This is a genomic window from Streptomyces sp. NPDC107500 (assembly GCF_055582785.1).
Genome location: NZ_JBVJPF010000004.1, coordinates 214192 through 239794, shown reverse-complemented (window position 1 = coordinate 239794; position 25603 = coordinate 214192). Strand labels below are relative to the sequence as shown.

Here is a 25603-nt window from a genome sequence, read left to right as displayed (position 1 = left end):
CCCCGACGAGGCGGCGGACGAGAAGCGAAGGCGGCGTTGGTCTGCGACTTCCCGATACCGGCGCCCACGGAGTGCCCACCTTCCGTACGATGTCGCCATGATCCGCAGCCGACGCCGCCTCGCCGCCCCGCGGTTCCGTGTGCTCGTGCTCCACGGCTGTTGTTGATCCCCACCGCGTGTTCCCCCGGGGAGACGGCCGGTTCGCCGCCCCGCCACCAGACCGGTACGCCCGCCTCCCCGCCCGCCTCGCGGACGGGCACCCTCTTGTCTCCGCGCGGGACCGCCCGCGCCCTCCCTGCGAAAGGCAGGCCGTCATGCGTACCCACGAATCCGCCTACGACCGCCGCAGACTCCACCAGTGGCTGGCCGGCGAGGCCCGGGCCGACGGCGTCTCCCGGCGCGACATGCTCCGGCTCCTCGCCGCTGCCGGAGCAGCCGGTGCCGCACCCGTGGCCCTGGGCACACCGGCCCGCGCCGCCGCAACGGCGCCCGGCATCGTCAAACCCCTGCCCGAGGAGCTGTTCACCGTCCGCGGCACGAACGCCGAGACACGGTTCGCCGCCCTCGCCGGTACCGGTTACCACACGCCCAACGACCGCTTCTTCGTACGCAATCACACCTCGACCCCCGTCCTCCCGGCGGCCGACTGGGCGCTCACCGTGCACGGCGACGGCCTCACCCGCGACCGGACCGTCGACTTCTCCCTGGCCGACCTGAGGAAACTGCCGTCCGTCACCCACAGCGCCTTCGTGGAGTGCGCGGGCAACGGGCGCAGCCTCTTCACCGGTCAGCAGGGCCAGACCGTCAGCGGGACGTCCTGGACCCTCGGCGCCATCGGTGTCGCCCGGTGGCGCGGGGTCCGCCTGGCGGACGTCCTCAGACGCGCGGGGCTGAGCCGCCGGGCCGTGGACGTGATGCCCCGCGGCCTCGACGCCGACTACGTCACCGCCGACGGCGCCGACCTCGGACGGGTCCGCCGCCCGCTCCCGCTCTCCAAGGCGCTCGACGACGTCCTGCTCGCCTACGAGATGAACGGCGAACCCCTGCCGCCCGACCACGGACATCCCGTGCGCGTCCTCGTCCCGTCCTGGATCGGCATCGCGTCCATCAAGTGGGTCGGCGACATCGAGGTCTCCGCCGAGCCGCTGTACTCGCCCTGGAACACCGACTTCTATCGCCTGTTCGGCGACGCGTACCCGGACGGGGGGACCGCGCCGCTCACCGGGCAGACGGTCAAGAGTGCCTGGGAGCTGGACGCGGGGGCGAACCTGGCGGCCGGGACCACCCACCGGCTCACCGGCCGTTCCTGGTCCGGCGCGGGCGGAGTCGTCCGCGTGGACGTCAGCACCGACGGAGGCGGCACCTGGAACAGGGCCCGGCTCCACGACGCGCCCCGGCGCGACGGCTGGGTCCGCTGGTCCACCCGCTGGCGCCCGGCGGCGCCGGGCCCGTACACCCTGCTCGCGCGGGCGACGGACAGCGCGGGCCGGACCCAGCCCGACGCGACCGTGCACAACACGCAGGGCTACCTGTTCGACGCGGTCGTGCGGCACCCGGTCAACGCCGTGTGACACCCGCACGCGGGACGGACCGGCCCGGTGACGAGCCGGGCCAGGCGACGTCGTCGATCGCCAGCCACGGCGCGGCGGCCAGGGCGGTGGGGGTGAGACCGGTGAACGCCCGCACCTCGCGGTGGAGGTGGGACTGGTCGGCGTAGCCGCCCTCCGTGGCGGCGGCGGCCGGGGCGAGGCCCGCCGCGAGGAGGCGGGCGGCGTGGTCGAAGCGGACGAGGCGCGCGGCGCGCTTGGGCGTGATGCCGAGCTGGGCGGTGAAACGCGCCGACAGGTGCTTGCGGCTCCAACCGACCTCGCCGGCAAGGCCGTCGACCCGTACGCGTCCCCGGCCGGTGAGCGTCCGCCGCCAGGTGTGGGCGACCTCCGGGTCGACCGGACGCCGGTGAGCCGTCCGGCGGAGCAGCATGCGCGCCGTGAGGGCGAACCGTTCGTCCCACGACCCCGCGGCGCGCAGTTCCTCCTCGGTCCGTTCCGCGTCCCGGCCCCAGACGTCCGCGAACGACTCGACGCGCCCGCTCAGGTCGGTCGACCAGCCCAGCACAGTGGTCGCCACGGCGGGTTCCAGCCGGATCTGGAGGCACTCGCCCACTTGTCCCGACGCGCGCAGCTCGCCCGGGAGGAGACCGGCGACGAAGCTGCCGTGACGGTGCCGGCCGCGGGCGCCGTACTGGATGCCGTCGCCCTCGCTCAGGTCGATGAGCAGGGTGACGGACGGGTGCGCGACCATCGCGATGTCCGTGAAGGAGGGGACGGGCTGCCGAAAGCCGGCCATGCTGATGCCCGGCAGCCGGACCGAGGGGCGGGGGACGGCGATGTCCACGCTCGCCCAGTCGGGTGGCGCGTTCGACGGCAGCACGGAACCAGTCTAGGTCTCAGTGGGCGACGGGCGGAGTGCCGGCGCTCGTCGCGGCGAAACGCAGCAGCAGTTCGGCGGTCGCCGCGGGCGCTTCGAGCGGGGGAAGGTGCCCCACCCCCGGCAGCATCTCTACCCGCGCGCCGGGCACGGCGCCGTACCGGTGCGCCGACGACGGTTCCCACCGGGGGTCGGCGTCGCCGAAGACGGCCAGCACCGGGAGCCGGAGCGCCGCGAGGCGCTCGGGCGCGGCGCGCTCGGTGAGGTACGCGATGTTCCGGCGCGACAACGTCCGGAACGCCCGGTACGAGGTGTTCCGCAGGTCGTCGATCATCCCGTCCGGGACGTCCACGGGCCGGGCGGCCGTCGCGCCGATCCCCTTGCGGATCATCGTGTCCGTGCGGCGTGCCCACAGGAGGCGGCCGAACGGCGGGCCCAGCAGCAGGCGGAGGACGAGCGGCTGCGTGCGGAACGCGTCCATGTCCGGACCCGTGCTGACCAGCGCGACGGCCCCCACCAGATCCGGGCGCCGCTCGGCGAGCGCCGTCGCGACGTACCCGCCGCTGGAGTGCCCGGCCACGGTCACGGAGCCAAGCCCCAGGTCGTCGAGGAGCGCCGCGACGCGATCAGCCTGCGCGGGCACCTCGTACGACTCCGCGGGCGGGGACTGGCCGCAGCCCGGGAGGTCGACCCGGACGACGTGATGGCGGGCGGCGAGTGCGGGGATCACGGGGCCCCAGGTAGCGCCCGAGGCTCCGGTGCCGTGGACGAGCAGCAGCGGCGGCGCCTGTGGCGGGCCGTCGCGCACCACGTGCAGGCCGTGCGAGAGGTGAGTGCGGGTGCCGTTCTCCTTCATGCCCGCGATGGTGCGGCCGGCACCGGTCGCGCGTCTTGTACGAATGTCGGCTCATCATTACGCGTGAAAATGTGGCATGTCCGACATGGACGTAGGGTGGCGGGGACGGACTCGGCGACGGCCTCCGGCCCCGGTCAGGGTCCGTACTCTCTCCTGCCCCGACGCGGAAGGATCAGCAATGGGCACGGTCACCACCTCGGACGGCACGACCATCTTCTACAAGGACTGGGGGCCGCGCGACGCGCAGCCGATCGTCTTCCACCACGGCTGGCCGCTCAGCGGGGACGACTGGGACAACCAGATGTTGTTCTTCCTCTCGCACGGCTACCGCGTGATCGCCCACGACCGGCGCGGCCACGGGCGTTCCAGCCAGTCCGCGACCGGCCACGACATGGACACCTACGCCGCCGACGTGGCGGCCGTGACCGACGCGCTCGATCTGAAGAACGCCGTGCACATCGGGCATTCGACCGGCGGCGGCGAGGTCGCGCACTACGTGGCGCGTGCCAAGCCGGGCCGGGTCGCGAAGGCCGTGCTCCTGAGCGCCGTGCCCCCGATCATGGTCAAGTCCGAGTCCAATCCCGGCGGCACGCCGATCGAGGTCTTCGACGAGTTCCGCGCGGCCCTCGCCGCCAACCGCGCGCAGTTCTACATCGAGGTGCCGTCCGGGCCCTTCTACGGCTTCAACCGGGAGGGGGCGAAGGTGTCGCAGGGCCTCATCGACAACTGGTGGCGCCAGGGGATGATGGGCGCGGCCAACGCCCACTACGAGTGCATCAAGGCGTTCTCCGAGACCGACTTCACCGAGGACCTCGAACGGATCGACGTACCGGTCCTCGTCGCGCACGGCACGGACGACCAGGTCGTGCCCTACGCCGACGCCGGGCCGCTGTCCGCCGAGATCCTCAAGCACGGCACCCTCAAGTCGTACGAGGGATTTCCGCACGGCATGCACTCCACCCACGCGGAGGTCGTCAACCCCGACCTCCTGGCCTTCGTGAAGTCGTAGCGGACGGCTCACCGGGGACCGTCGGCCCTCGACCGGTGGCCGGCCGCCTTGGCCTGGTTGCCGCAGCGCCGCATGGAACACCATCTGCGCGGCCTGCCGCCCCGGGAGTCGAGGAACAGCATCCGGCACGCCTCGGAGGCGCACGCGGTGAGGCGCGAGCGTCGGGTCTCGTCCGTCATGAGGTCGATGAGGTCCCGTGCGACGAGCGACAGCAGCGCCTCCCGGGTGAGCGGCCGCCCGTCCTTCGGGACCCAGCCGCCGGCGGCCGCCGGTTCCAGTCGTGGCACCGGCGGTTCGCTCCGGGCAAGTTGGTTGATCAGGTCCACCGACCCGGGCCGGGGGCGGTGGCCGTCCAGGGCGGAGGAGGCGACGTCGTACGCCGCCGCGCGCAGGGCGTGCAGCGAGCGCAGCATCTCCTGCGGGTCCTGCCCCTCGGCCGGCACCAGTCCCACGCCGCGGCACCAGGCTTCGAGGCGTGCGCCGTCCCCCATCCGCTCGACCGGGACGCCGGGCCTGCGGCCCACCGTCGCCACGAGGTTCAGGGAGAGGGCCCCCGCGTCGAAACGCAGCTCCCGGAGTCGCGCGGTGACCCTTCGACGAGGCGTGTCCCGCTGCTCACCGTCCATGATTTGATAGTAACCGTTCGAATGGTTACCAAGGGGAGTGGGGCGGATTCATGCGCATCGCGGTGATCGGGGCGGGCGGCGTCGGCGGGTACTTCGGAGCGCGGCTGGCCGCCGCCGGGAACGAGGTGACCTTCGTGGCCCGCGGCGCCCACCTCGAAGCGATACGCCGGTCGGGGCTGGCCGTGCGCAGCCCGCTCGGCGAGTTCCGGGCGCCGCCCGCCTCGGTGGTGGCGAGCATCTCCGAACTCGGCCCCGCCGACGTGGTCCTGGTCGCCGTCAAGCTCTGGGACACCGAGGACGTCGCCGCACAACTGCGGTCGTCGGCCGCGCACGCGGCGCCGGTGCTCTCCCTCCAGAACGGGGTGCACGCGGACGGCATCCTCCGCGACCGGCTGACGGACGAACAGGTCCTGGGCGGCGTCTGCTTCATCTCCGCGTTCATCCGGGAACCCGGAGTCGTGGTCCACAACGGCACGTTGCAGAGGATCGTGCTCGGCCCCTACCGCGACGGTCAGAAGGCGATCAGCGACGCCGTACTCGCCACGTTCCGCGACGCCGGGATCGACGCGGAGACGAGCGACGACATCGAGCGGGTCGTCTGGGAGAAGTTCGTCTTCCTGGTCGGCCTGTCGGCGACCACGGCGGCCGTCCGCGCACCCATCGGGGTAGTGCGGGCCCACGAGGAGAGCCGCCGCCTGCTGCGCGAGGTGATGGCCGAGACGGTGGCCGTGGCCCGGGCGTCCGGCGTGCGGCTGGACAGCGGGTTCGCGGACGACCGCCTCGCCTTCTGCGACACGCTTCCCGCGGACATGACCTCCTCCATGCACCACGACCTGGAGCAGGGCAACCGCCTGGAACTGCCCTGGCTCAGCGGGGGAGTGGCGGACCTCGCCGGCCGTCTCGGCATCGCGGTGCCGCGCAACCGCACGGTGGCCGACATCCTGGCCCCCTACGTCATGGGGCGCCCGGCCGGCCACGCGTGAGGTCCCGGCTCGGCGGGCGCCGGTCAGGGGGCGACGCGGCTGAGGAAGCCGCGGATGTGGGCGGTGATCTCCTCCAGGTGGCTCTCCAGGGCGAAGTGCCCGGTGTCGAGGAGGTGGATCTCGGCGTCCGGCAGATCGCGCTGGAAGGCGCGGGCTCCGTCGGGTCCGAAGATCTCGTCGTTGGCGCCCCAGACGGCCAGCAGCGGCACCTGGGAGTCGCGGAAGTACTGCTGGAGCCGGGGGTAGAGGGTGACGTTGGTCGGGTAGTCGCGGAACAGCGTGAGCTGGATGGCGTCGTTGCCCGGCCGGTCGAGCAGGGCCTGGTCGACGGTCCAGTTGTCCGGGCTGACGACGGTCGGGTCCGGTACCCCGTTCACGTACTGCCACCGGATCATCTCGGGGGACAGTGCCGCACGGACCGGCGCCTCGGTCTCGGGGGTCGGGTGGTCGGTGTAGGCGAAGAGTCCGTCCCAGAACGTCTTGACGAAGCCGTCGGTGTACGCGTTGCCGTTCTGGGTGACGATCGCGGAGATGCGCTGCGGTGACCGGGTGGCGATCCGCCAGGCGATCGGCGCCCCGTAGTCCTGCACGTACACCGCGAACCGGTCGACGCCGAGGTGGTCCAGCAGGCCGACGGTCACGTCGGTGAGGGAGTCGAAGCTGTATTCGAACTCCTCGGCCCGGGGCATCGCCGAGTGCCCGAAGCCGATCATGTCTGGTGCGATGACGTGGTAGGTGTCCGCGAGCTTCGGGATCAGGTTCCGGAACATGCGGGAGCTGGTCGGGAAGCCGTGGAGCAGCACGACGGCGGGCGCCCGCGGGTCCCCGGCCTCGCGGTAGAAGACGTCCAGGCCGTCGACGGTGGCGGTGCGGTGATGAACGGTGGTATTCATCGTAACCCCTTTGATTGCGTTAAGTGGTTAGTTCCAGTGGAGCACCTCGGGAGTAACCTGTCAAGCGCGCGTAAGGGGTTAGAATACGTGGGCGGCTGTAACCTGCCAGTCTGCGAAGAGGGGTTAGACGGTGGATGTGATGATCGACAGGGCGGCCGAGGAGAGGCTGCTGGAGCTGCTCAACACGACGCCCGTCGTGGAGGGCGCCGTGCGCGACGCCCTGGGCGCGCCCGGCGAGGCCCGCGCCTGGGTGCGCGACCACGGCGGGGCCGGGACGCGTGCGGAGATCGCCGTCCTCGTCGAGGTGCGGGACGCGCTTCAGGGCGTCGTCCGGGGCGAGCGCGCCCCCGAGTTCCTGCGCGCGTTCCTCGACGGGGTCGACAGTGTGCCCGACATCGAGGACGGCAGGCTGAAGTGGTCGCTACGAGTGCCCGCGGCGCGGCGTCTCGCGGTGGAGTCCGTGCTGGCCTGGGCGCATCTGCGGGAAGCGAGGCCGGGGCGGCTCAAGCCGTGCGGGAACCCCGAGTGCCGGCTCTTCCTGCTGGACCGGAGCAAGCCCAACAGCGCACGCTGGTGCTCCATGGCCGAGTGCGGGAACCGGATGAAGGCCCGGCGCCACTACCAGCGGGTCAAGGACGCCCAGTCCTGAACCCCTCAGGCCGCGGCCTGCGCCTTCTCGTGCTTCCAGAAGCCCGAGAACGTGATGCGTTCCTTCGGCAGGCCGAGGCGGTGCAGGTGCCTGCGGCCCTCGGTGGCCAGGGTCGACTCGCCGACCACGAAGGCGTACCCCGTGGCCTCGGCGCGGGTGACCCGGCGCAGCGCGTCCAGGGCGGCGACGCCGGGGACGGAGGCGCTGTCCTCGCGCACGACCCAGGTGACGGTCACGCCGGGCGGGGCGTGCAGCTCGCGCCGGTCGGCCGCGGTGGGGATCTCCTGGATGAGCCGGCCCACCGAGTCGGCGGGGAGGGAGCGCAGGATGCCCGCCGACGCGGGCAGGCCCGTCTCGTCGGCCACGACGGTGACCTCGGAGGCGTCCCGCGGGCAGTCGAAGAGGATCCCCTGGTCGAGCACGGCGAGCGCGTCGCCGGGCCGGGCGGCGCAGGCCCAGATCGCGGCCCGGCCCTCGATCTCACCCGTGGGCCCGCGGTGCACCACGAAGTCGATGTCCATTTCCGCGCTCTCGCGGCGGAAATCGGCCACGGAGTAGTTGGCGCAGTGCGGCCGTTCGGCCTCGGGGATGGCCAGGTACGGCTGCCACCACTGCGCGCCGGTGAACTCCGGGAGCCGGAGGGCGCGTTGGTGGGGGAGCTGGAGGAAGAGGCGGAACCAGTGGTCGTACCCCAACCACGGGAAGTCGCCGAGCCCCGGTCCGGTGACCGTGACGCGCTGCATGGACGGGGTGACCCGCTCGGTCCGCACCACGCGGGCGCGGAACATCTCGGGCTGCTGGGGCGTGAGCCGACGAACCTTCGCCATGAAGGGAAGGCTAGCCTAAGTTGCGCGCGATTCCGAGTCGGTGATCTCCAGACGCGCCCCCCGGGTGCGGTCGGACGCCGGTCCCGTCTCCAGTTCGACGACGCCCGCCTCGACGGCAGGGCACAGGTCGCGCCCCACGGACGCCAGCGTCTCCGCGTCCACGTCGAAGACCGCGTCGGCCCGCTCGCCCGGCGCGAGGCGCACCCGGACGAACCCCCGCAGCTCGCGCACGCGCGGCCAGGACGTGCCGCCCGACACCCGGCGCAGATACAGCTGCACCGTCTCGTCGGCCGGCCGCGTCCCGGTGTTGCGGACGGCGACCCGGCAGGTCAGGCGGGCCGCGTCCACGGGGACCCGGGTCTGCGACAGGCGCGGCGCCCCGTACTCGACGCTCGTGTACGACAGTCCGTGCCCGAAGGCGTAGCGGGGCGTCGCGCTCTGGTCGACGTAGCCGCGGTAGCGGTGGTCCTTGCCGTTGTAGAAGACGGGCAGTTGGGCGGCCGAACGGGGCACGGACACCGGCAGCCGCCCGCGCGGCTCGACGTCGCCGAACAGCACCTCGGCCACGGCGCGCCCGCCCCGCGGCCCCGGATACCAGGCGCTCAGCACAGCCGAGACCGGCGCGCCGACCTCGGGCAGGGCGTGCGGCCGGCCCTGCACCAGCACCACCACGACCGGCGTCCCCGTCGCCGACACCGCCGCCAGCAGGGCCCGCTGGGCCGGTGGCAGGGTCAGGTCCGCGAGGTCCACGCCCTCACCGCACGTCATCCCGGACGGCGCTCCGGCCCCGGTGACGGCCGCCCCGTTCTCCTCGAAGGCGGTGTCGGCGGTGCGGGCACTGGAACCGCCCAGCACCAGCACGGCGACGTCCGCGCCGGCGGCCAGTGCCACGGCCTCGGGCACCCGCGACACGTCGTCCCCCACCAGCCCGCACCCACGGGCGTACCCCACTTCGGTGCCGGGCCTGACGGCGGCACGGATGCCGTCCAGGACGGTCACGCCGTCACCGGGCCGCTGCGGTGCCGTGTAGTCGCCGATCTGCTGGGCGACGGAATCCGCGTTGGGCCCGAGCACCGCGATCCGCCGCGCGGCCCGGGAGAGCGGCAGGACCCCGCCCTCGTGCGCGAGCAGCGTCACCGAGGCGCGGGCGATCCGTTCGCCCAGGCCGCCGACGTCCGGCCGGACGGGGTTCCCGGGCCCGTCCGCGGGCCCCGGCCGCTCGAACAGACCGAGGCGGAACTTCAGCGTGAGCACCCGCGCCACCGCGGCGTCCAACGCCCCCTCGGACACCAGCCCCCGTTCCACGGCCTCGCCCAGCCGGGGGAAGCAGTCGTCCCACAGACTCAGATCGCAGCCCGCGTCCAGGGCCAGGGCCGCCGCCGACACGGGGTCACCCGTCAGCCGCACCAGCCGGTCGATCGCGGTCCCGTCCGCCATCACGACACCGTCGAAGCCCCACTCGTCGCGCAGCAGTTCGGTCAGCAGGTACCGGTTGGCCACGCACGGCACGCCGTCGAACTCGTTGTAGGCGGCCATCACCCCGGCCGCGCCCGCCGCCACCCCGGCCCGGGCCGCCCCGAGGTGGATCTCGTGCAGCTCGCGGTGGCCCAGCTCAGTCGCCGCGCTGTTGCGCCCGCCGACCGTGGCGCCCTGGCCGGCGAAGTGCTTCAGCACCACCGCGACACCCGCCCGCCGCGCGCCCTCGACCAGCGCCTCGGTCATCCGTGCCGCGAGATACGGGTCCTCGGCGAAGCACTCCTCGCTGCGCCCCCAGCGCGGATCACGTACGAGGTCCAGCGCGGACACCAGGGCGACGTGCGCGCCCCGGGCCCGCAGTTCGGCGCCCGCGCCGGCCACCGCATCCGCGTACAGCTCCGGATCCCAGGTGGCGCCGGCCGCCAGGTTGACCGGCAGCACCGTGCCGTCCAGCGCCTGGTGGCCGTGGGGCATCTCCTCGACCAGCAGGACGGGGATGCCCAGCCGGGTGCTGTCCCTGACGTGCCGCTGGACGGCCGCCGCCGCCAGCGCGCCGTCCCCGGCGTCCAGGCCGTCCTCGAACCCGACGCCCGACCAGGCGTCCGCCCGCTGGAGTCCGTACAACGCGCCCATGCCGTCGAAGGCGGCGACCTCCTCGCGGAACGCGTCCGTGAGGCGGTGACCGTCCGGGCCGCGCTCGTAGGCGTGCCAGCCGTACATGCGCTGGTTGAGCTGGCCCACCTTCTCCGCCGGGGTCATCCGGGCCAGCAGGTCGCGGACGCGTTCCGGCACCGGCACCGCCGGGTCGCGGTAGCGGGGCACGGTCATCGCAGCTCCAGGACGGCGACGCCGTACGCGTCGATCCGGACGTCCGCCACGGGCTCGCCGTCGGCCAGGCCGTGCAGCTTCCCGTCGGTCTCCGGACGGACCACCAGCGGTCGCTCGCTCTGACTGACCAGCCAGACGAAGCGGCGGCCGTCCGCGTGCGCGACGACGTCCGCCGAGACGTGCGGATCGGCCACCGTGACGGGCCGCCGCGCGCCCGACACCCGCGCCAGCGCCGCGTACAGCCGGTGGGTGGCGTCCGGGTTGACGCGCGCCGTCCGGGCCGCCATGTGCTCCAGCGGGTAGGTGGCCAGCACGGTACGGCCCGTGCCCGTCTCGTTCACGACCAGTGCGGGCCGGCCGTGCGCGTCCACGGCGACGACCCGGCCCGCGCGCGGCACCACGGGCAGGTAGGCGCGGCTGTCCTCGTTCCCCGCGACCGGGAAGCGCAGCACCTCTCCGGCGCGCAGGCCCCCGAAGTCCTCGGTGAACGTCATCTCCAGTACGTCGTCCTCGATCGGCTCGGCGACGCCGTAGGACAATTGCAGCTCCACCCCGAAGAGCCCGTCCAGGTCGTCGAACCAGGGGCCGCGGGTGCCCGGGTGCTCGCCGGAGCAGAACGACAGGTACACGGTGGCGCCGTCGGCGGCCCGGCGGGCCAGCTCCCGGCGGGTACGCGTGGTGAGCTGCCGGGTGGCGGGCAGCAGGTAGAGCGACGCCTCGCCGGGCAGCCCGTCGGCCTCGCGGGTGAGGGCGACGGGGAGGTCGGCGGCGCGCGCCGTGACGTAACCCTGGTGCAGGGACGTGAAGATGAGCGGCCGGTCGGCGGGACGGCTGTACGGGTAGCCGCGTTCCAGGAAGGCGGGCACCACCAGTGCGGCGTCGGCCTCCGTCCGGGCGCAGTTCGGGAAGTCCACGGCCTTCAGCACGTCGGCGAAGGCGGCCAGTTCACGCAGCGGTTCCTTGGGCGCACCCGTGGAGTCGGTGATGCCGAAGTGCATCTCGAACGGGTGGTGGTCGTAGGGGGACTGGTCCCACAGGGCGTCGTAGTCGGTGTTGTTCCAGGCGATCCAGCCGGTGGCCCCGCCCAGCAGCGAGTTGTGCAGGGTCTGGCGGTAGAAGTGGCCCGCGTTGGCGGCCGAGACGGTGTCGGTGGACAGCCCGAACTCCTCCAGCACCACGGGCTGCCCGGTCACCGCGGCCAGCTCGCACTCGAAGGCCGCGCGGTAGTGCTGCCGCGGCCGGTCGGTGTCGGAGCGGTACACGTGCGGGCCGACGAAGTCGACGTACTCGGCGGTCTCCCGCAGCGAGAAGCCGTTGTCGCGGCCGGTGACCTCGATGCCCCACGCCCCGTCGCCCAGCGACACCGGCTGCGTCGCGCCGGTCGCGCGCACCGCGTTGCACATGGCCTGGGCCCAGGCGGTCACCACGTCGGCCGACGGCGGGTCCACCTGGTAGATCCGCCCGTAGCCGGGCATCTCGTTCGTGATCAGCCAGCCCGTGACCGCCGGGTGGTCCTTGAAGCGGCGTGCCATGCGGGAGACGAACCACGCCTGGCGGCCGACCATCCACACGTCCTCGTACAGGTCGCGGTTGCCGCGCCACGCCGGGTCCCAGTTCTCACCGGACATGTGGCCGACGATGAACGTCGGTACCGTCCCCATGCCCGCTTCGAGGTGGGCGTCCAGGAAGTCCTCGAACCGCGCGCACAGTTCGTCGTCGACGCGGTCCGGCTCCGGGTGGAAGTCGGGCCAGTAGAAGAACGACCGGGTCATGTTCAGGCCGTGTTCGCCCAGTACGCGCAGTTCCTCGCGGACGGTCTTCGGGTCGTAGTTCCGCCACATCAGCGGACCGCCGGTGCGGGACCAGAAGTTGGCGCCGAGCCAGGGCAGGACGGCGGGCTGGTGGGTGAGCTGGGCGCTGTCGCGTCGCATGGTCCTTCTCGCGTGGTGGGGTTCGGGTGGTGCGTGGCCGCGGGTGCGCCGCGGCCGTGAGGTCAGCCGGGGTGACCCGTGGCGCCGGCCCCGGGCGGGGCGGGGCCGGTGGACTCACGGACGACCAGCCGCGGCCGCCCGTCCAGGCCGGTCTCCTCGACCGGCTCGCCGCACAGGGCCAGCAGCATGCGGGCGGCTGCCGCGCCGACCCGTTGCACCTGCTGGTCGACCGTGGTCAGCCGGGGGTGGAGCCAGCTGCCGAGCGGCAGGTTGTCGTAGCCGACCACGGACACGTCCCTTGGAACGGCCAGCCCGGCGCGCTGCGCGGTGCCGATGCCGCACACCGCCATCGAGTCGTTCGCGTACACCAGCGCGGTGGGCCGGTCGTCCGCCGCGAGCAGCGCCTCGGTGGCTCCGACGGCGTGCCGCTCGCTGAAGTCGGTCGGCAGGACCGCGAAGGGACGCAGTCCGGCCGCGCGCAGGGCGTCCTCGAAGGCGGCCCTGCGCACCCGGGTGTGCTGCAACTCCGGTGGCCCGCTGACATAGGCGACACGCCGGTGGCCGAGCGCCAGCAGATGCGCGACGGCCTCGGCGATCCCCGCCCCCTGGTCCCGCAGGCCCACCCGCGGTACGGCGCCCGTGCCGTCCGGCGCGCCCAGCAGCACCGCGGGCAGCCCCAGCCGGGCCAGCAGGGCGGGGCGGGCGTCCTCGTCGCGGGCGTCGGTGAGCACCGCCCCGTCCACCCGGCCCTCGGCCGCGAGCCGTTCGTAGAGCGCGTACTCCTCCCGGTGACCGCTCACCAGGTGCAGCAGCAGACCGTAGCCGCGCGGCGCCAGCTCACCCTCTATACCGGTGATCAGCTCACTGAAGTGCGGGTCGGAGCCCAGCACGTCGGTGGGGCGCCGGACCACCAGGGCCAGGCTGCGGGTACGGGCGTTGCGCAGCGCCGCCGCCGGGGCGTTGGGGCTCCACCCCAGCTCCAGCGCGGCGTCGAGGATGCGGCGGCGGGTCGCCTCGGAGAGCCGGCCCTTGTTGTTGAACGCCTGCGATACGGCGGCGGTCGACACGCCGGCCGCGGCGGCGACCTCCTTGATCGTCGGCCGCCGGCCCGGCCGCTCGGTGGACAGGCTCACGCCTTCACCGCCCCGCTGACCAGGGCCTGCTGCATGCGCTTCTGGAGCACCGTGTAGACGATCCACACCGGTACCAGGGTCAGCACGGTGCCCGCCGTCAGGACGCCGTAGTCCGTGCCGGTGATCGACTTGAGCGTGGGCAGCGCCACCTGGACCGTGCGCTGCGCGGGGTCCGGGCCGATGATGACCAGCGAGTACAGGTACTCGTTCCAGAAGGTCAGGAAGTTCAGCAGCAGCACGGTGGCGATGCCCGGCAGGCACATCGGCGTGTAGACGTGCCGCAGCACCGCGAAGGTCGACGCTCCGTCCAGCCGGGCGGCCTCCTCCATCTCCGGCGGGATGGTGCGCATGAACTGCACCAGGATCACCACCGACAGCGGCAGCGCCGTCGCCGGCAGGAACAGCACCATGAAGATCCGGGTGTGGAACAGCCCGGTGGCCGCCGCCAGCAGGAAGGTGGGGAAGAGCGCGGCGAAGGTGGGGATCAGGAAGCCCAGGGAGAAGACCTTCTCCACCAGCCCCGCCAGCCGCCCGGTCGAACGGGCCAGGGCGAACGCGGCCGGGATCGCGAGCAGCAGCGTCAGCGCCAGCGAGACCACCGTCACCAGCGCGGAGTTGACCACCGCCAGCCCCAGGTCGGCGCTGTCGAACGCGGTCCGGAAGTTGTCCAGGCCCAGCGAGGTGGGCGGGGCGAAGGGGTGGGCGAAGATCTCCTCGTTCGACTTGAACGCCGAGGCGAGGAAGTAGTACAGCGGGACGACGAGCAGCACCGCGTACGTCCACACCAGGACGTGGGCCGGGAGCCAGCGCTTGCCGAGCTTCATGAGTGCTGCTCCGATCAGTAGTTCTGGCGGAAGACGCGGCGGATCGTCAGCAGCCCGACGAGGCCGGCGAGGAAGAGCAGGACGCCCACCGTCTGGCTGTAGCCGAGGTCGGCGGCGATGAACGCCTTCTGGTAGACGAGGAACGACAGGGTGGTGGACGACGTCCCCGGACCGCCCTGCGTCAGCAGCAGCACGTGCTGCGCCGAGCCGAACAGCGTCCACAGGAACTGGAGCATCGTCACCACGCCCACGTAGTCGCGGATCACCGGGAAGTGCACCGACCACATCGTCCGCCAGTGCCCCGCCCCGTCCAGCTGCGCGGCCTCGCCCAGCTCGTCCGGCACACTGCCCAGCCGGGCCGCGAACAGCACGGCGGTGAAGCCGATGCCGCTCCAGACGTCCAGGGCGATCAGACACGCCAGCGCCGTCGAGGGCGAGGCCAGCCAGGCGTCGGTGAGCGAACCCAGGCCGATGCCCGTCAACGCCCCGTTGAGCAGGCCGTCCGGGGACAGGGCGGCGTAGAAGACCATCGCCTTCGCGGGCGTCGAGATCAGCCCCGGGATGAAGAGCAGGTAGCGCAGGACGCGGTGCCCGGGCGGCCGTTGGGCGACGTAGTACCCCAGCATGTACGCGCAGACGATCATCACGGGCAGGGCGACGGCCAGTTGTACGGCCGTGTTGCGGACCGCGTCCCAGAACACCGGGTCGTCCAGGACCACCCGGACGTTGTCGAGGCCCGCGAAGGACACCGGCTGGAGCATGCCCGGCCAGTGCAGGGCCGCGATCACGAAGATCGCGAGCAGCGGCCCGACCATGAACACGAGGTACCACGCGAGTGCGGGGACCGCGAGGACGGTGCCGCCCTGTCGCCGGTGCCCGCGCGGTGCGGAGGCGGGCGAGGGCGGGGGTGCGGACCGACGGGCCGCGCTGCCGTCCGGCGTCGTCGTGAGCGTCGTCATGCGGTGACTCCCGGAGTACGGGTGGCGGATACGAGGGGGACCGGTCGGTTCATGCGGACCGGTACGCGGACTCGAGGGCGGCGCGCACACGGGCCGCGCTCGTGCCCCGGGTGAAGGACGTGCTGGTCGCGGTGATCAGCTGCTGCGCCGCGGCGGGCGGCACGTACACGTCGGGGAGGAGGACCTGGCTCACCTCGGAACCGAGCCGCTGGGCCGCGCCCACCAGGGGGAAGTCCGTACTCACGGCGTCCGTGCGCAGGGCCATGTCCCGGCCGCTCTCCGTCACGAACCGGGCCACCGTCTCGGGCCGGTACATGAACCGCAGGAACTTCTCGACCTGCTCGATCTTGCGCACGCCGTTGGGGCTGATCCAGAAACCGATGAGGGTGTAGGCGCGGATGACGGTCGGACCCTCGTGGGCCGCGCCGTCGGCCAGGGGCCAGCCGCCCACCTCGGTGTGCCGGGCCACCTTCTGGGGCACCTTGGCGAGCGCCGAGGACATCGCCGACTGGATCGCCGCCTCCCCGGTGTTGAACTGCGTGTTCATCGAGTCGGACGTGAGCCCCTGCGCCTTGTCCGCGAAGACCCCGGCGTCGCGCAGATGCGTGAAGTACTCGATGCCCAGGCGGGCGCCGCGGCCGCCGAAGTCGCCGGTGGCGTAGACGTGCCGGGCCTCCTCCTGCGACAGGAACGTCTGGATGATCTGCGCCATCAGCTTCTGCCCGGTCCAGTCGTTGCCGCCCACGGTCACGGGGGCGACTCCCTTGGCGCGGAGCTTGCGGCCGGCGGCGATCAACGCGTCCCCCGTGGTGGGGATCTCGTCGACGCCCGCCCGGTCGAGCAGGGCACGGTTGTAGGCGACCGGCCAGTTCGTGGCGAAGTAGGGGAACGCCCTGATGCGGCCCTCGCCGTCGGTCCAGTCGGCCAGGGCGGCGGGCAGCACCCGGTCGCGCAGCCCCCAGTCGTCCAGGTAGGGGCGGACGTCGACGGTCGCGCCGACGTCCGTCCAGGCCAGCGTCTTGTCGTAGAGGTTGACCATCACGACGTCGGCCTCCTTGCGGGCCAGCCGGGAGGTCTCGTACACCTGGCCGAGGTCGTCGCCGTTGACGAGGTTCTTGACCTTCAGCCCCGGGTTCTCCTCGCGGAACTGGTCGACGGCCGCGAGGTAGGTGGGGGAGCCCGGCGCGGTCGTGCCGAGCTGGGTGTGGACGACGAGGGTGTCCGGATCGGAGTCCGCCGACGCCAACGACGAACAGCCGGACAGAGCGGGCAGGGCAACGGCCGCAGCCAGGCCGGAACCGGCGGCGAGCAGGTCGCGCCGAGTCAGCGAAGAGCGCACAGCGGGGGTCTCCAACCAAGCGGTTAACGATTGGTTAATCGATGTACCTCGTGAGGTGCGAGGACCATATGGAGTGGAGGGACCGCGGTCAAGGGGGTGACGCCGGGGACTTCGACGGCTCCGGTCAGGCCGTCGCGGTGCCGTCGGTGGCGATCCCGAGCCGGCCGGCCACGGTGGTGAGGGCCGCGCCCAGCGGGAGCGCGATTCGTGCGACGGCCTCGCGGTCGCCGCGGGTCGGGTCCCGGTTGACGATCAGCACCGGCGTCCCGGCGCGGGCCGCCTGGCGGACGAACCGCAGCCCCGACATCACCGTCAGCGAGGAGCCGAGGACCAGCAGAGTGGTGGCACCCCGGACCAGTTCGCGGCAGTGCTCCACGCGTGCGGGCGGGACGGCCTCGCCGAAGAACACCACGTCCGGTTTGAGGACGCCGCCGCAGACTGCGCAGGGCACCACGCGGAAGTCACCGACCTGGTCGTCGGTGAGGTCGGCGTCGCCGTCCGGATTGATCCCGGCGGCCACCGGCTCGAAGCCCGGGTTGGCCGCCTCCAGCCGCCGGGCGAGTTCGCGCCGTGGGCTGAACGCGCCGCAGGTCAGGCAGACGACGCGGTCCAGGCTGCCGTGCAGTTCGACGACGTCCTCGCTGCCGGCCGCCTGGTGCAGACCGTCGACGTTCTGGGTGATCACACCGGCGAGCAGGCCCCGGTCTCCGAACGCGGCCACGGACCGGTGCCCGGCGTTGGGGCGCGCCCGGCCGAAGGTGCGCCAGCCGAGGTGGCTGCGGGCCCAGTAGCGGCGCCGGGCCGCCGCGCCGCCGGTGAAGTCCTGGTACGTCATCGGCGTGTGCCGGCTCAGGCTGCCGCCCTCGCCCCGGTAGTCGGGGATCCCCGACTCCGTCGAGATCCCGGCCCCGCTGAGCACCACCACCCCGCCGGCGCCCAGCGCGTCGGCGACGGGCTCCAGGTCCGTCGTGCCCGGCGGCAGGTCCGCTCCCGGGGTCCAGCTCAGAGTGGGCCGCATACGCATGCCGCAAGGGTACGGAAACCGGGCGCGTTTCTGGGCGCCGGGCCGTGTCCGTCGTTCGCTCCGGGCGGGGACCGGGACGCACCCGATGGCTGCTCGGTGCGGCTGCGGGCCCGGGCTTGTCGAACCGCGCCGGGCCGCGTCCGGCGATCCAGCCCTGGGCCGGGTCCGGCGATCCAGCCCTGGGCCGGGTCCGGCGATCCAGCCCTGGGCCGGGTCCGGCGATCCACCCCCGGGCCGCTCCGGCGATCCACCCCGGCCGCGCCCGGCGACCCGCTCCGACATGCCCTTCCCCGGGCCGGGTGACACACTTGCACTGGCCAGGCCCGTGGGTGGCTGACGCCCGTACGGAGGGGTCCTGGTCCGGGAGTGGTCGATGTTCCGCAAGCGTCCCGCACCTGACGGTGAAGAGCTGCTGGCCCGGCTGGCGTCGCTGACCACACAGGCCCGGGAGCTGGCCGAGCTGCGCAGGTCCCAGGTGGAGCTGGCGATCGCCCTGCAACGCGACATGCTGCCCGCCGACCTGCCCACGGTCCCCGGCTTCCACCTGGCCGCCTGCTACGCGCCCGCGTACGCCGGACTCAACGTGGGCGGCGACTGGTACGACGCCTTCGAGCTGCCCGACGGCCGCGTCGGGCTGTCCGTCGGTGACGTGCAGGGCCACGCCATCGACGCGGCGGCGTTCATGGGCCAGGTCCGCGTCGGCCTGCGGGCGCTCGCCTCCGTGACGAGCCGTCCGGGCGAGCTGCTCGCCTGGACCAACGACCTCGTCCTGTCCCTGAACAAGGACCTCTTCGCCACCTGCACTTTCATCCGCTTCGACCCGGCCACCGGCGTCCTGGAGAGCGCGCGGGCCGGCCACATCCCCTGTGTCCGGGCCACCGCGGACGGCAGGGCCGAGGTCTGCCAGGACGAGGGCGGGCCGCCGCTGGGCGTCCTGGAGGGTGCGGAGTATCCGGTGACCCGGTACCGGCTCGACGCGGGCGGCGTGCTCGTCCTGGTCACGGACGGCGTCGTGGAAGGGCCCTCCCTCAGCATCGACGACGGGCTCGACAGGGTGGCGCGGCTGGCGGGCCTCGCGGCCGTCGTCGGCATGGATGCGCAGTCCCTCGCGGCCGCCGTGCTCAAGAACGCCGAGCTGATCGGACACGAGGACGACGCCGCCGTACTCGTCGTCGGCCATGGCGGACCCGTCGTTACGCCGTAGGGCGGGACGGGGCGCCTCCCGCCTCGCTGACCGGCCGGGGCCGGTGTCTGATGGCTCTGTGGTGGATATCCGTGCATGGCCGCGACCGGTCGTCCTCCTCTGCGAGACGCTGCTCGTCGCCGGTTTCTACTACGCGGCGGGGCGACTGGGCCTGTCCCAGCAGCTGACCGCCGACGGGGCCGTCGTCACGCCCATCTGGCCGCCCACCGGCCTCGCGGTGGCCTGTCTGCTGCTCTTCGGACCACGGTGCGTGCCCGGCATCGCGCTCGGCGCGCTGCTCGTCATCGTCTCCCTCGGAAGGCCCGGACTCTCGGCCGTCGGGATCGTGGCCGGCAACACCGCGGCCCCCGTCTGCTCCTATCTGATGCTCCGGGCGGTGGGTTTCCGCGTGAGCCTGAGCCGCCTGCGCGACGGGCTGTCGCTCGTCTTCCTGGGTGCGCTGACGGCCATGCTGATCAGTTCGTCGGTGGGTGTCGGGATGCTTGTCCTGTCGGACAAGCTGCCGTCGGGCGACCTCTGGCTCGTCTGGCTCGCGTGGTGGGTCGGCGACGCGACGGGCGTCGTGCTCGTCACGCCGCTGCTGCTGCTCCTGTACCGTGCCCGGCTGCCGCCGCCGTCGGCCCGGTGGACCGAGGCCGTGGCGCTCGCCGCCGTCGTCTGCGTGCTGGTCCCGCTGATCATGTACAGCACGGTCAGCCTGCTCTTCCTGGTCTATCCGCTGCTGATCCTGTCCGTGCTGCGCTTCCAGCTGGCGGGCGGCGTACCGTGCGCCCTTTTCGCTTCGGTGATGGCCACGGTCGTGGCTCGCGAGGAGGTCGGCGCCTTCGGTGCGCTCAGCGACATCGAGACGTTGATGAGACTTCAGGCGTTCAACGGCACGCTGGGGCTCACCGCGCTCCTGCTGTCCGCGGTGATCAGCGAGCAGCTCAACACCCGGCGGTCGGTGGAACGGGCCTGCAAGGAACTGGTCGAGGCCTTGCAGCACCTGAACGCCGGAGGCACCCAGAACCCGGGAGCACCCGGCGGAGATACTCGCTGAGCGCGGGGGCGGCGTGCCCCGCCAACTCCCCGAGCTTGGCCGGGTCCCACAGCCGGAACGCCTCCACGGTCCCGTCCCCTGTGCGGGGGCGTATGTCGTTGGGGGTGCCGAGGCCGGTGAGTTCACGCCGCCCGTGTGTCCGGGGCCGTCCCGCGGCCCAGGGTGCGGTCGAAGACGGTCAGCAGGAGGTACACCACCCCGGCGCCGAGCATGACCCAGGCCAGCGTGTGCATGCCGCCGGTGTCCGCGTGGTGCCCGAAGGCCGCCGCGCTCGCGGCAGAGGCGATCATGGAGCCGACGTACGCGAAGGTCCGCAGCAGACCGGCGGAGGACGCCGTGCGCTCGGGATCGGCCTGGAAGTAGACCGAGTTCTGCAAGGCCAGGTTGTTGAGCCCCTGCGGGACGCCGAAGACCAGGGCGACCAGGAGCAGCATCCACAGCGGGCTCTCGGCGGTGAGCGTGAGGATCAGCACGCAGGCGACGATCTGCCCCGCCGCGCCGAGCAGCAGCTTCCCGCGCACGCTCCGGCTGCGCCCGGAGACGACCGAGACGCCGATCGCCAGCAGGAACATCGGGATCTGCGCCAGCCCGGCGTGGAAGGGCGACAGCCCGAAGCCCTCCTCCGTCCACTGGGTGAAGCCGTAGAGGAAGGCGTACGCGACGACGTAGGCCACGAGCGCGCGCCCGTACGTGGCGAGCAGCGGGGTGTTGCCGCCCAGGACCCGCAGGTCGATGAAGGGGGTGGTGGCGCGCAGCTCCCGCGCCGCGAAGGCCGCACCCGCGGCGACGGTGATCGCCATCAGGTACCAGTCGCGCAGGTGCAGGTTCATCAGGAAGAGCAGCAGCGAGACGAGCGTGGCGGCGAACAGCGCCATGCCGGGCAGGTCGAGTTGCGCGGCCGGCCGTCCGTGCCGCGGGCGCCCGGCCCCGTCGGCCGGCTTGGGCAGGCGCAGCATCCCCAGCACCACCGCGGCGACGGCCAGGGGCACGTTCAGCGCGAACGTGGTGCGCCAACCGCCCGCGGCGATCAGCAGACCGCCCAGCAGCGGGCCGACGACGGCGATGGTCTGGTTGGCCACCGCCAGCGCGGTCAGTACCCCGCCGGGACTGTCCCGCCCGGTGCGCTCGGCCTCGCCGCGCAGCAGCGCCATCGCCGCGGGATAGCCGGCGCAGGTGCCGAAGCCGAGCAGGACCCGCGCGGCGATCAGTACGCCGAGGTTCGGTGCCAGGGCGCCGACGACTCCGGCCACGCCGACCAGGCCGGTACTGAGCAGGAAGAGCCTGCGCGGTCCGAAGAGGTCGATGAGCCGGCCCACGACCGGCTGTCCGAGCGAGGTGGCCAGGTAGAGCGCGGAGACCAGCCAGGCGGTCTGCGAGGCCGGCGCTCCCAGGGCGCTGCCGATGGGCACGAGGGCGACGGCGATGATCGTCGAGTTGATCGGGTTGAGGACCGAACCCAGCAGCATCGGCGGCAGCAGCCGCCGGTCGAAGCCGGGCCGGTCCTCGTCGCGCGTACGGGCCGCCGTCCGCTCAGTCACGGGTGAGTCGCTCCAGGACGGCCATCGCCGCGATCACCGCCCGGCGCTCTTCCTCCGTGCACTTGTCCTGCAACTGGCCGGCGAGCCACTCCTTGCGCGTCTGCCGGTCCTCTTCGACCCGCCGACGGCCCTCGGCGGTCAGCGTGATCAGCAGGCGCCGCCCGTCGTCCGGGTCGGGTCGCCGCTCCACCAGTCCCAGGGCGGCGAGCGGAGCGATGGTCGCCGTCATCGACTGGTGCCGCACGCCTTCGCCGGCGGCGAGTTCGCTCGCCGTGACCCCGCCGCGGTCGGACAGGCGCGCGAGGAGCGTCGCCTGGCCCACGGTGATGTCCTCCGCCTCGGACGCCTTCAGGATGCGGCGCCGCAGACGCCTGATGACAGCGCGGACCTCGCGGGACGCCTCGACCGCCGACGGCGACAGGTACTGGTTCTCGCTCATGTGCCCAGGTTAACTTCCACAGCCTCAGCTGTACAGATAAACCTGTATAACTTGGCGGCGCGAGCCGGTCTTCGTCCGGGCGCCGCACCGGTGTCAGGACGCGCTCGGCATGTGCTGCCGTACCCATGATGCGAAGGGCGTGACGGACAGACCCAGCTTCCGCGCGAACTCGGGGCGGGCGGGCTGCGGGAACTCGTTGAGGGACGACTGTCCGAACCCCATGTCGGGCATGCCGGCGGCGACCGCCTCCTCCTCGCTCATGTCGGGCGCGGCGACCGTCGTGCCGAGGTGGCGGGAGAGGACCTCGGCGATCTCCGCCATGGTCAGGTGGTCGCTCGCCAGTTCCAGTTCCACGGTGTCGAAGCGCTCGGGCTCGGTCACGGCGGCGGCAGCGGCCGAGCCGATGTCGTCGACGGCGACCAGGGACAGTCGCGTCGCGGGCTTGAGCAGGCTCACCAGGCCGCCCTCCAGGCCGCGCGGGAACACGATGGCCTCGGCGGGGAGGAAGTTCTCCATGAAGAAGCTCGGCTTGAGGAGCGTCCAGTGGGCGAAGCCGGCCTCGCGCACGCGGTCCTGGATCCCGGCCTTCGCCGTGTAGTAGGGCTCCATCGCGGCCCATTTGCCCCGCACCCAGCTCGTGTGCCGCCCGGCGCCGGAGACCGACGTGTGGATGAACTGGGGCACCCCGGCCGCCCTGGCGCCCTCGATCAGCCGGGCGGCCTGCGCGACCTCGCCCGCGAAGGCGGCTCCTTCGAGGTCGGGCATCTGGACCGAGAAGACGGCGCGGGCCCCCTCCGCGGCGCGGGTCAGGGAGCCGAGGTCGTCCAGGTCCCCGACGACCAGTTCGGCGCCGAGCGCCGCGACCGCCGCCGCCCGGTCGGTCGAGGGGTCGCGGACCAGCGCCCTGACCGGCACCCCCGACTTCAGCAGGGCGCGGGCGGTGGCGCCGCCCTGACGGCCGGTCGCGCCGGTTACCAGGACGGGCGTGGGATCGGTGGTCATGGTGTCCTCCGGGGGGTGTGCAGGAGTCGGCAGCTAAGTGGCGGGGCCCGCCACTTAGCTTCCCGGTACGATACGGAGGGGCCCGCCATTTAGCAATGCGAGAGGACGCCATGCCTGATCACCAGCGCGCGGACGCGCGGCGCAACTACGCGCGGATCCTGTCCGTCGCCGAGCAGGAGGTCGCCGCACACGGCGCCGACGCGTCCCTGGAACGCATCGCCCGCATCGCCGGTGTCGGCTCGGCGACCGTGCGCCGGCACTTTCCCGGCCGCCGCGCGCTGCTGGAAGCGGTCTTCGCCGAGCGGATCGAGGCCCTGCGGGTGTGTGCCGTCGAGGCGGCCGAGGCCAAGGACGCCCGTACCGCGCTCCTGGACTGGCTGCGCGCTCTCACCGAGTACGCCGCCTCCGCGCGGGGCATGGCCGACGCGCTGGCGCAGGACAGGCTCGTCGAGCCGGAGCATGTGAACGCCTGTACGGCGAAACTCGGTGGGGCGGTCGAGCCCCTGCTGCGGCGCGCCGCGGCGGAGGGCGTGGTGGCGCCGGGCGTGACCCCCACCGACCTGCTCACGCTGGTCACCGGCATCGCCCTGGCCACGGAGCACCACGCCGACCCGGCGGCCGAGGCGCGCCGCCTGCTCGGACTGACCGTGGAGGGCCTCAGCCCCACGAGGTGACCAGGGGGCAGGAGCCGTCCCGTTCGTGGCCCACGCCCCTCGATGCGGCGGGAACCCTCCGGTGGACGCCTCCGCCTACTGCACTCTGACGGTTGGCGCACGAACGCTTCCTCGCGCGACGCGGCTCCGTGCGCCCGAGGGCGGCATGCGGTGCGGGCGTGTTGTACGGGCTGTGCTGCTCGCCGCCCCTCGGACACAGCCTGATGTCCGGTCGCCCAACTCGCGGGCCTGCCCTACGCGGACGTGGCCGAGATGAGCGGCTGCCCACCGGACGCGTGACGGCGCCCCGTTCGAAGGGGCGCCGTCACGCGTGGGGCCGGTCGGGTCCTTGCCCGCTCAGCCGGTGCGCAGGACGCGGAAGCGGTCGGGGTGCGCCGGATCCCGGTCCACGACCTGGACCGGCGGCCAGGCCCACTGAAGGACGCCGATACCGGGCGGGCGGGTGAACCGGATCCGCCCCCGGGTGCCTTCGACGTCGACCCGGGACCAGGACCCGGCGGTGCCCGCAGGCTCCGCACCGTCCCCGCGCAGCACGTCGGCGAGGACGGCGACCGTGTCGTAGCCCTCGAAGGCGACGAAGGAAGGCGCTTCGTCCAGTCGTGTGCGAAGGGCCGCCTCGACCCGTGCGCCGAGCGGGCCGAGCCGCTCGGGCAGGTAGCGCAGGAACGGGACCCCGGCACCGTCGGCGCCCAGCGCTGCGGCCCATTCGGCGAACTCCGGCTGCCCGGCCGGGGCACCGAGCGTCAGTCCGGCCAGTCGCGGGTCGCGGCGCACGGCCCTGACGACGGGGACCGCCGGATCAGGGTGGCCGAGCAGGAGGAGAAGGGCCGTCGCGCCGTGGTCGGCGAGCGCGTCGCACAGGGCCGCGGGGGAGAGCGCGCTCATGTCGAACTCGGTGACGGTGGCGCCGCGCGGAGCCAGGTGCTCCCGCAGGAGGCGAGTCCCGGACGCCCAGTACACACTCGGCTGGGTCGCCACGGCGACACGGCGGTGGCCGGCGCCGAGCAGGAAGTCCCCGTAGATTCGCCATCCGTGGGACTGCGCCGGTGCGAGCCGCGCCACCCGGTCCGTGGGCCGTTCGGTGAGCGTGTCGAGGACCGCCGACGAGCACAGGTACGGCACGCCGAGCGCGTCGGCCCCGGAGGCCGCGGCACGGGCGACGACGCTGTGGTACTCACCGGCCAGGGCGGCCACGCCCAGGCCGGCCAGCTCCTCCACGGCCGCCGCGGCCTTCGCCGGATCGGCCGCGGTGTCCCGGACCACCAGCTCCAGCGGGCCGCCGGCCACCCCGCCGGTGTCATTGACCTCGTCCACGGCCAGTTCGAGGCCGGCGAGCAGATGGCGGCCCGCCTCGACCCAGCCCGGCCGGGACAGCGGAACGAGGGCGCCGATCCGGACGGACGGCCCGCCGGTCCGAGCTGCTGCGAAGGGGGTGTTCACGCGATGACGTCTCCTCGGTCGACAGTTCCGGCCATTGCATCCGTCGCCACGATCGACGGGCAAACCAATTTTCCCGCGCCCCGCCCGGAACCCGGAGCCGGGTCGCCACGACTCCTGTACCGGTACGGCCCGAACAGGCGGAAGCCGTACGACCTGATCGGGAGATGGGACAGATGGCGCAGAGCCGGCACCCCGCATCCACTCCGGCGACCGCCCCGCCGCGCAGCTACCTTCCCCCGCCCGCGCTGTGGGGGTTCCTGGTGCTGCTGGTGCTGGTGTTCGCGGTGTCCTACGGAGTGGGAAGGAGCGTCGGCCCCGTCGCGCCCGGCATGCACGGTCCCGCGACGACGGGCGGCGGCACCGGCACCGGCGACGAGGGCGGCACGGACGACATGGACATGGGCGGGGGACACGGACACTGATGGCCACCGAACCGGTCACCGTCGAGGTCGTGACCGACGTCGCCGTCGGCGGCATGACGTG

Annotated in this window: 24 protein-coding genes and 1 pseudogene; 8 read left to right on the top strand and 17 right to left on the bottom strand. The window is 73.1% G+C overall.

Features of this window, described 5'->3' with window-relative positions; translation table 11 throughout:
• Positions 1–314 precede the first annotated feature (314 nt).
• Positions 315–1571 carry a sulfite oxidase gene (locus ACZ67M_RS17615; protein WP_469851607.1) on the top strand — a complete coding sequence of 419 codons (1257 nt, stop codon included), beginning with the start codon at positions 315–317 and terminating at the stop codon, positions 1569–1571.
• On the opposite strand, the gene ACZ67M_RS17610 is transcribed toward ACZ67M_RS17615, so the two are convergent.
• The gene (locus ACZ67M_RS17610; RefSeq protein WP_469852049.1) at positions 1558–2346 is read right to left on the bottom strand and encodes a helix-turn-helix domain-containing protein; all 789 of its coding nucleotides are present in this window, start codon (positions 2344–2346) and stop codon (positions 1558–1560) included. The genes ACZ67M_RS17615 and ACZ67M_RS17610 overlap by 14 nt on opposite strands.
• 100 nt (positions 2347–2446) lie before the next feature.
• Entirely contained in the window at positions 2447–3283 is an 837-nt protein-coding gene (locus tag ACZ67M_RS17605; protein ID WP_469851605.1) for an alpha/beta fold hydrolase, read from the bottom strand.
• Between the two features lie 178 nt (positions 3284–3461).
• Between ACZ67M_RS17605 and ACZ67M_RS17600 the strand changes: the two genes are divergently transcribed.
• Positions 3462–4292 (top strand): alpha/beta fold hydrolase, encoded by an 831-nt coding sequence (locus tag ACZ67M_RS17600; protein ID WP_392013081.1) that lies wholly within the window; start codon positions 3462–3464, stop codon positions 4290–4292.
• Positions 4293–4300: 8 nt separating this feature from the next.
• On the opposite strand, the gene ACZ67M_RS17595 is transcribed toward ACZ67M_RS17600, so the two are convergent.
• Entirely contained in the window at positions 4301–4918 is a 618-nt protein-coding gene (locus ACZ67M_RS17595; protein ID WP_469851603.1) for a CGNR zinc finger domain-containing protein, read from the bottom strand.
• A gap of 50 nt (positions 4919–4968) precedes the next feature.
• Between ACZ67M_RS17595 and ACZ67M_RS17590 the strand changes: the two genes are divergently transcribed.
• Entirely contained in the window at positions 4969–5901 is a 933-nt protein-coding gene (locus tag ACZ67M_RS17590; RefSeq protein WP_469851601.1) for a ketopantoate reductase family protein, read from the top strand.
• Between the two features lie 23 nt (positions 5902–5924).
• Here ACZ67M_RS17590 and ACZ67M_RS17585 read toward each other — a convergent pair whose 3' ends face one another.
• The gene (locus tag ACZ67M_RS17585; protein WP_469851599.1) at positions 5925–6794 is read right to left on the bottom strand and encodes an alpha/beta fold hydrolase; all 870 of its coding nucleotides are present in this window, start codon (positions 6792–6794) and stop codon (positions 5925–5927) included.
• A 139-nt stretch (positions 6795–6933) separates the two neighbouring features.
• Between ACZ67M_RS17585 and ACZ67M_RS17580 the strand changes: the two genes are divergently transcribed.
• Entirely contained in the window at positions 6934–7443 is a 510-nt protein-coding gene (locus ACZ67M_RS17580) for a CGNR zinc finger domain-containing protein (protein WP_469851597.1), read from the top strand.
• A 5-nt stretch (positions 7444–7448) separates the two neighbouring features.
• Here the strand turns inward: ACZ67M_RS17580 and ACZ67M_RS17575 are convergent, their stop codons facing one another.
• The 8 genes from ACZ67M_RS17575 to ACZ67M_RS17540 form a co-directional block, all read right to left on the bottom strand.
• Positions 7449–8270, bottom strand: a complete 822-nt coding sequence (locus ACZ67M_RS17575; protein ID WP_361363575.1) for a siderophore-interacting protein — start codon at positions 8268–8270, stop codon at positions 7449–7451.
• A 15-nt stretch (positions 8271–8285) separates the two neighbouring features.
• On the bottom strand, positions 8286–10574 hold the full coding sequence (locus ACZ67M_RS17570) for a glycoside hydrolase family 3 N-terminal domain-containing protein (RefSeq protein ID WP_469851595.1): 2289 nt from the start codon (positions 10572–10574) through the stop codon (positions 8286–8288).
• Positions 10571–12505, bottom strand: coding sequence for a glycoside hydrolase 5 family protein (locus ACZ67M_RS17565; protein WP_469851594.1), 1935 nt, complete (start codon positions 12503–12505; stop codon positions 10571–10573). Before ACZ67M_RS17565 ends, ACZ67M_RS17570 begins: the two co-directional genes overlap by 4 nt.
• 62 nt (positions 12506–12567) lie before the next feature.
• Positions 12568–13638, bottom strand: a complete 1071-nt coding sequence (locus ACZ67M_RS17560) for a LacI family DNA-binding transcriptional regulator (protein ID WP_392238503.1) — start codon at positions 13636–13638, stop codon at positions 12568–12570.
• A complete protein-coding gene (locus ACZ67M_RS17555) occupies positions 13635–14462 on the bottom strand; it encodes a carbohydrate ABC transporter permease (protein ID WP_125493805.1) in 828 nt (275 codons plus the stop codon). Before ACZ67M_RS17555 ends, ACZ67M_RS17560 begins: the two co-directional genes overlap by 4 nt.
• A 14-nt stretch (positions 14463–14476) precedes the next feature.
• Positions 14477–15421, bottom strand: a complete 945-nt coding sequence (locus ACZ67M_RS17550) for a carbohydrate ABC transporter permease (protein ID WP_385795830.1) — start codon at positions 15419–15421, stop codon at positions 14477–14479.
• Between the two features lie 49 nt (positions 15422–15470).
• Entirely contained in the window at positions 15471–16760 is a 1290-nt protein-coding gene (locus tag ACZ67M_RS17545) for an ABC transporter substrate-binding protein (protein ID WP_469851592.1), read from the bottom strand.
• Between the two features lie 124 nt (positions 16761–16884).
• Positions 16885–17784: an NAD-dependent protein deacetylase gene (locus ACZ67M_RS17540; RefSeq protein WP_467324366.1), complete on the bottom strand. Its 900-nt coding sequence runs from the start codon at positions 17782–17784 to the stop codon at positions 16885–16887.
• A 373-nt stretch (positions 17785–18157) separates the two neighbouring features.
• Here ACZ67M_RS17540 and ACZ67M_RS17535 point away from each other — a divergent pair, with 373 nt between their 5' ends.
• Both ACZ67M_RS17535 and ACZ67M_RS17530 read left to right on the top strand, forming a co-directional pair.
• A complete protein-coding gene (locus ACZ67M_RS17535; RefSeq protein WP_467324367.1) occupies positions 18158–18988 on the top strand; it encodes a PP2C family protein-serine/threonine phosphatase in 831 nt (276 codons plus the stop codon).
• A gap of 58 nt (positions 18989–19046) precedes the next feature.
• Complete coding sequence (locus ACZ67M_RS17530; protein ID WP_392013067.1) at positions 19047–20027, top strand: MASE1 domain-containing protein; 981 nt, start codon at positions 19047–19049, stop codon at positions 20025–20027.
• On the opposite strand, the pseudogene ACZ67M_RS17525 reads toward ACZ67M_RS17530, so the two are convergent.
• The 4 genes and pseudogenes from ACZ67M_RS17525 to ACZ67M_RS17510 form a co-directional block, all read right to left on the bottom strand.
• A pseudogene (locus tag ACZ67M_RS17525) lies at positions 20023–20160 on the bottom strand (rhamnose ABC transporter substrate-binding protein); the annotation flags it as partial. The gene ACZ67M_RS17530 and the pseudogene ACZ67M_RS17525 sit on opposite strands and share 5 nt — an antisense overlap.
• Positions 20150–21493, bottom strand: a complete 1344-nt coding sequence (locus ACZ67M_RS17520; RefSeq protein ID WP_361363770.1) for an MFS transporter — start codon at positions 21491–21493, stop codon at positions 20150–20152. The pseudogene ACZ67M_RS17525 and the gene ACZ67M_RS17520, both read right to left, overlap by 11 nt.
• A gap of 64 nt (positions 21494–21557) precedes the next feature.
• Entirely contained in the window at positions 21558–22004 is a 447-nt protein-coding gene (locus ACZ67M_RS17515) for a MarR family winged helix-turn-helix transcriptional regulator (RefSeq protein WP_122619298.1), read from the bottom strand.
• 93 nt (positions 22005–22097) lie between these two features.
• On the bottom strand, positions 22098–23006 hold the full coding sequence (locus ACZ67M_RS17510) for an NmrA/HSCARG family protein (protein WP_469851590.1): 909 nt from the start codon (positions 23004–23006) through the stop codon (positions 22098–22100).
• 110 nt (positions 23007–23116) lie between these two features.
• On the opposite strand from ACZ67M_RS17510, the gene ACZ67M_RS17505 reads away from it, so the two are divergent.
• Entirely contained in the window at positions 23117–23680 is a 564-nt protein-coding gene (locus ACZ67M_RS17505; RefSeq protein WP_361363604.1) for a TetR/AcrR family transcriptional regulator, read from the top strand.
• A gap of 336 nt (positions 23681–24016) precedes the next feature.
• On the opposite strand, the gene ACZ67M_RS17500 is transcribed toward ACZ67M_RS17505, so the two are convergent.
• A complete protein-coding gene (locus tag ACZ67M_RS17500; RefSeq protein ID WP_469851589.1) occupies positions 24017–25120 on the bottom strand; it encodes an ABC transporter substrate-binding protein in 1104 nt (367 codons plus the stop codon).
• 173 nt (positions 25121–25293) lie between these two features.
• Here ACZ67M_RS17500 and ACZ67M_RS17495 point away from each other — a divergent pair, with 173 nt between their 5' ends.
• Positions 25294–25542 carry a hypothetical protein gene (locus ACZ67M_RS17495; protein ID WP_392013064.1) on the top strand — a complete coding sequence of 83 codons (249 nt, stop codon included), beginning with the start codon at positions 25294–25296 and terminating at the stop codon, positions 25540–25542.
• Positions 25543–25603 lie beyond the last annotated feature (61 nt).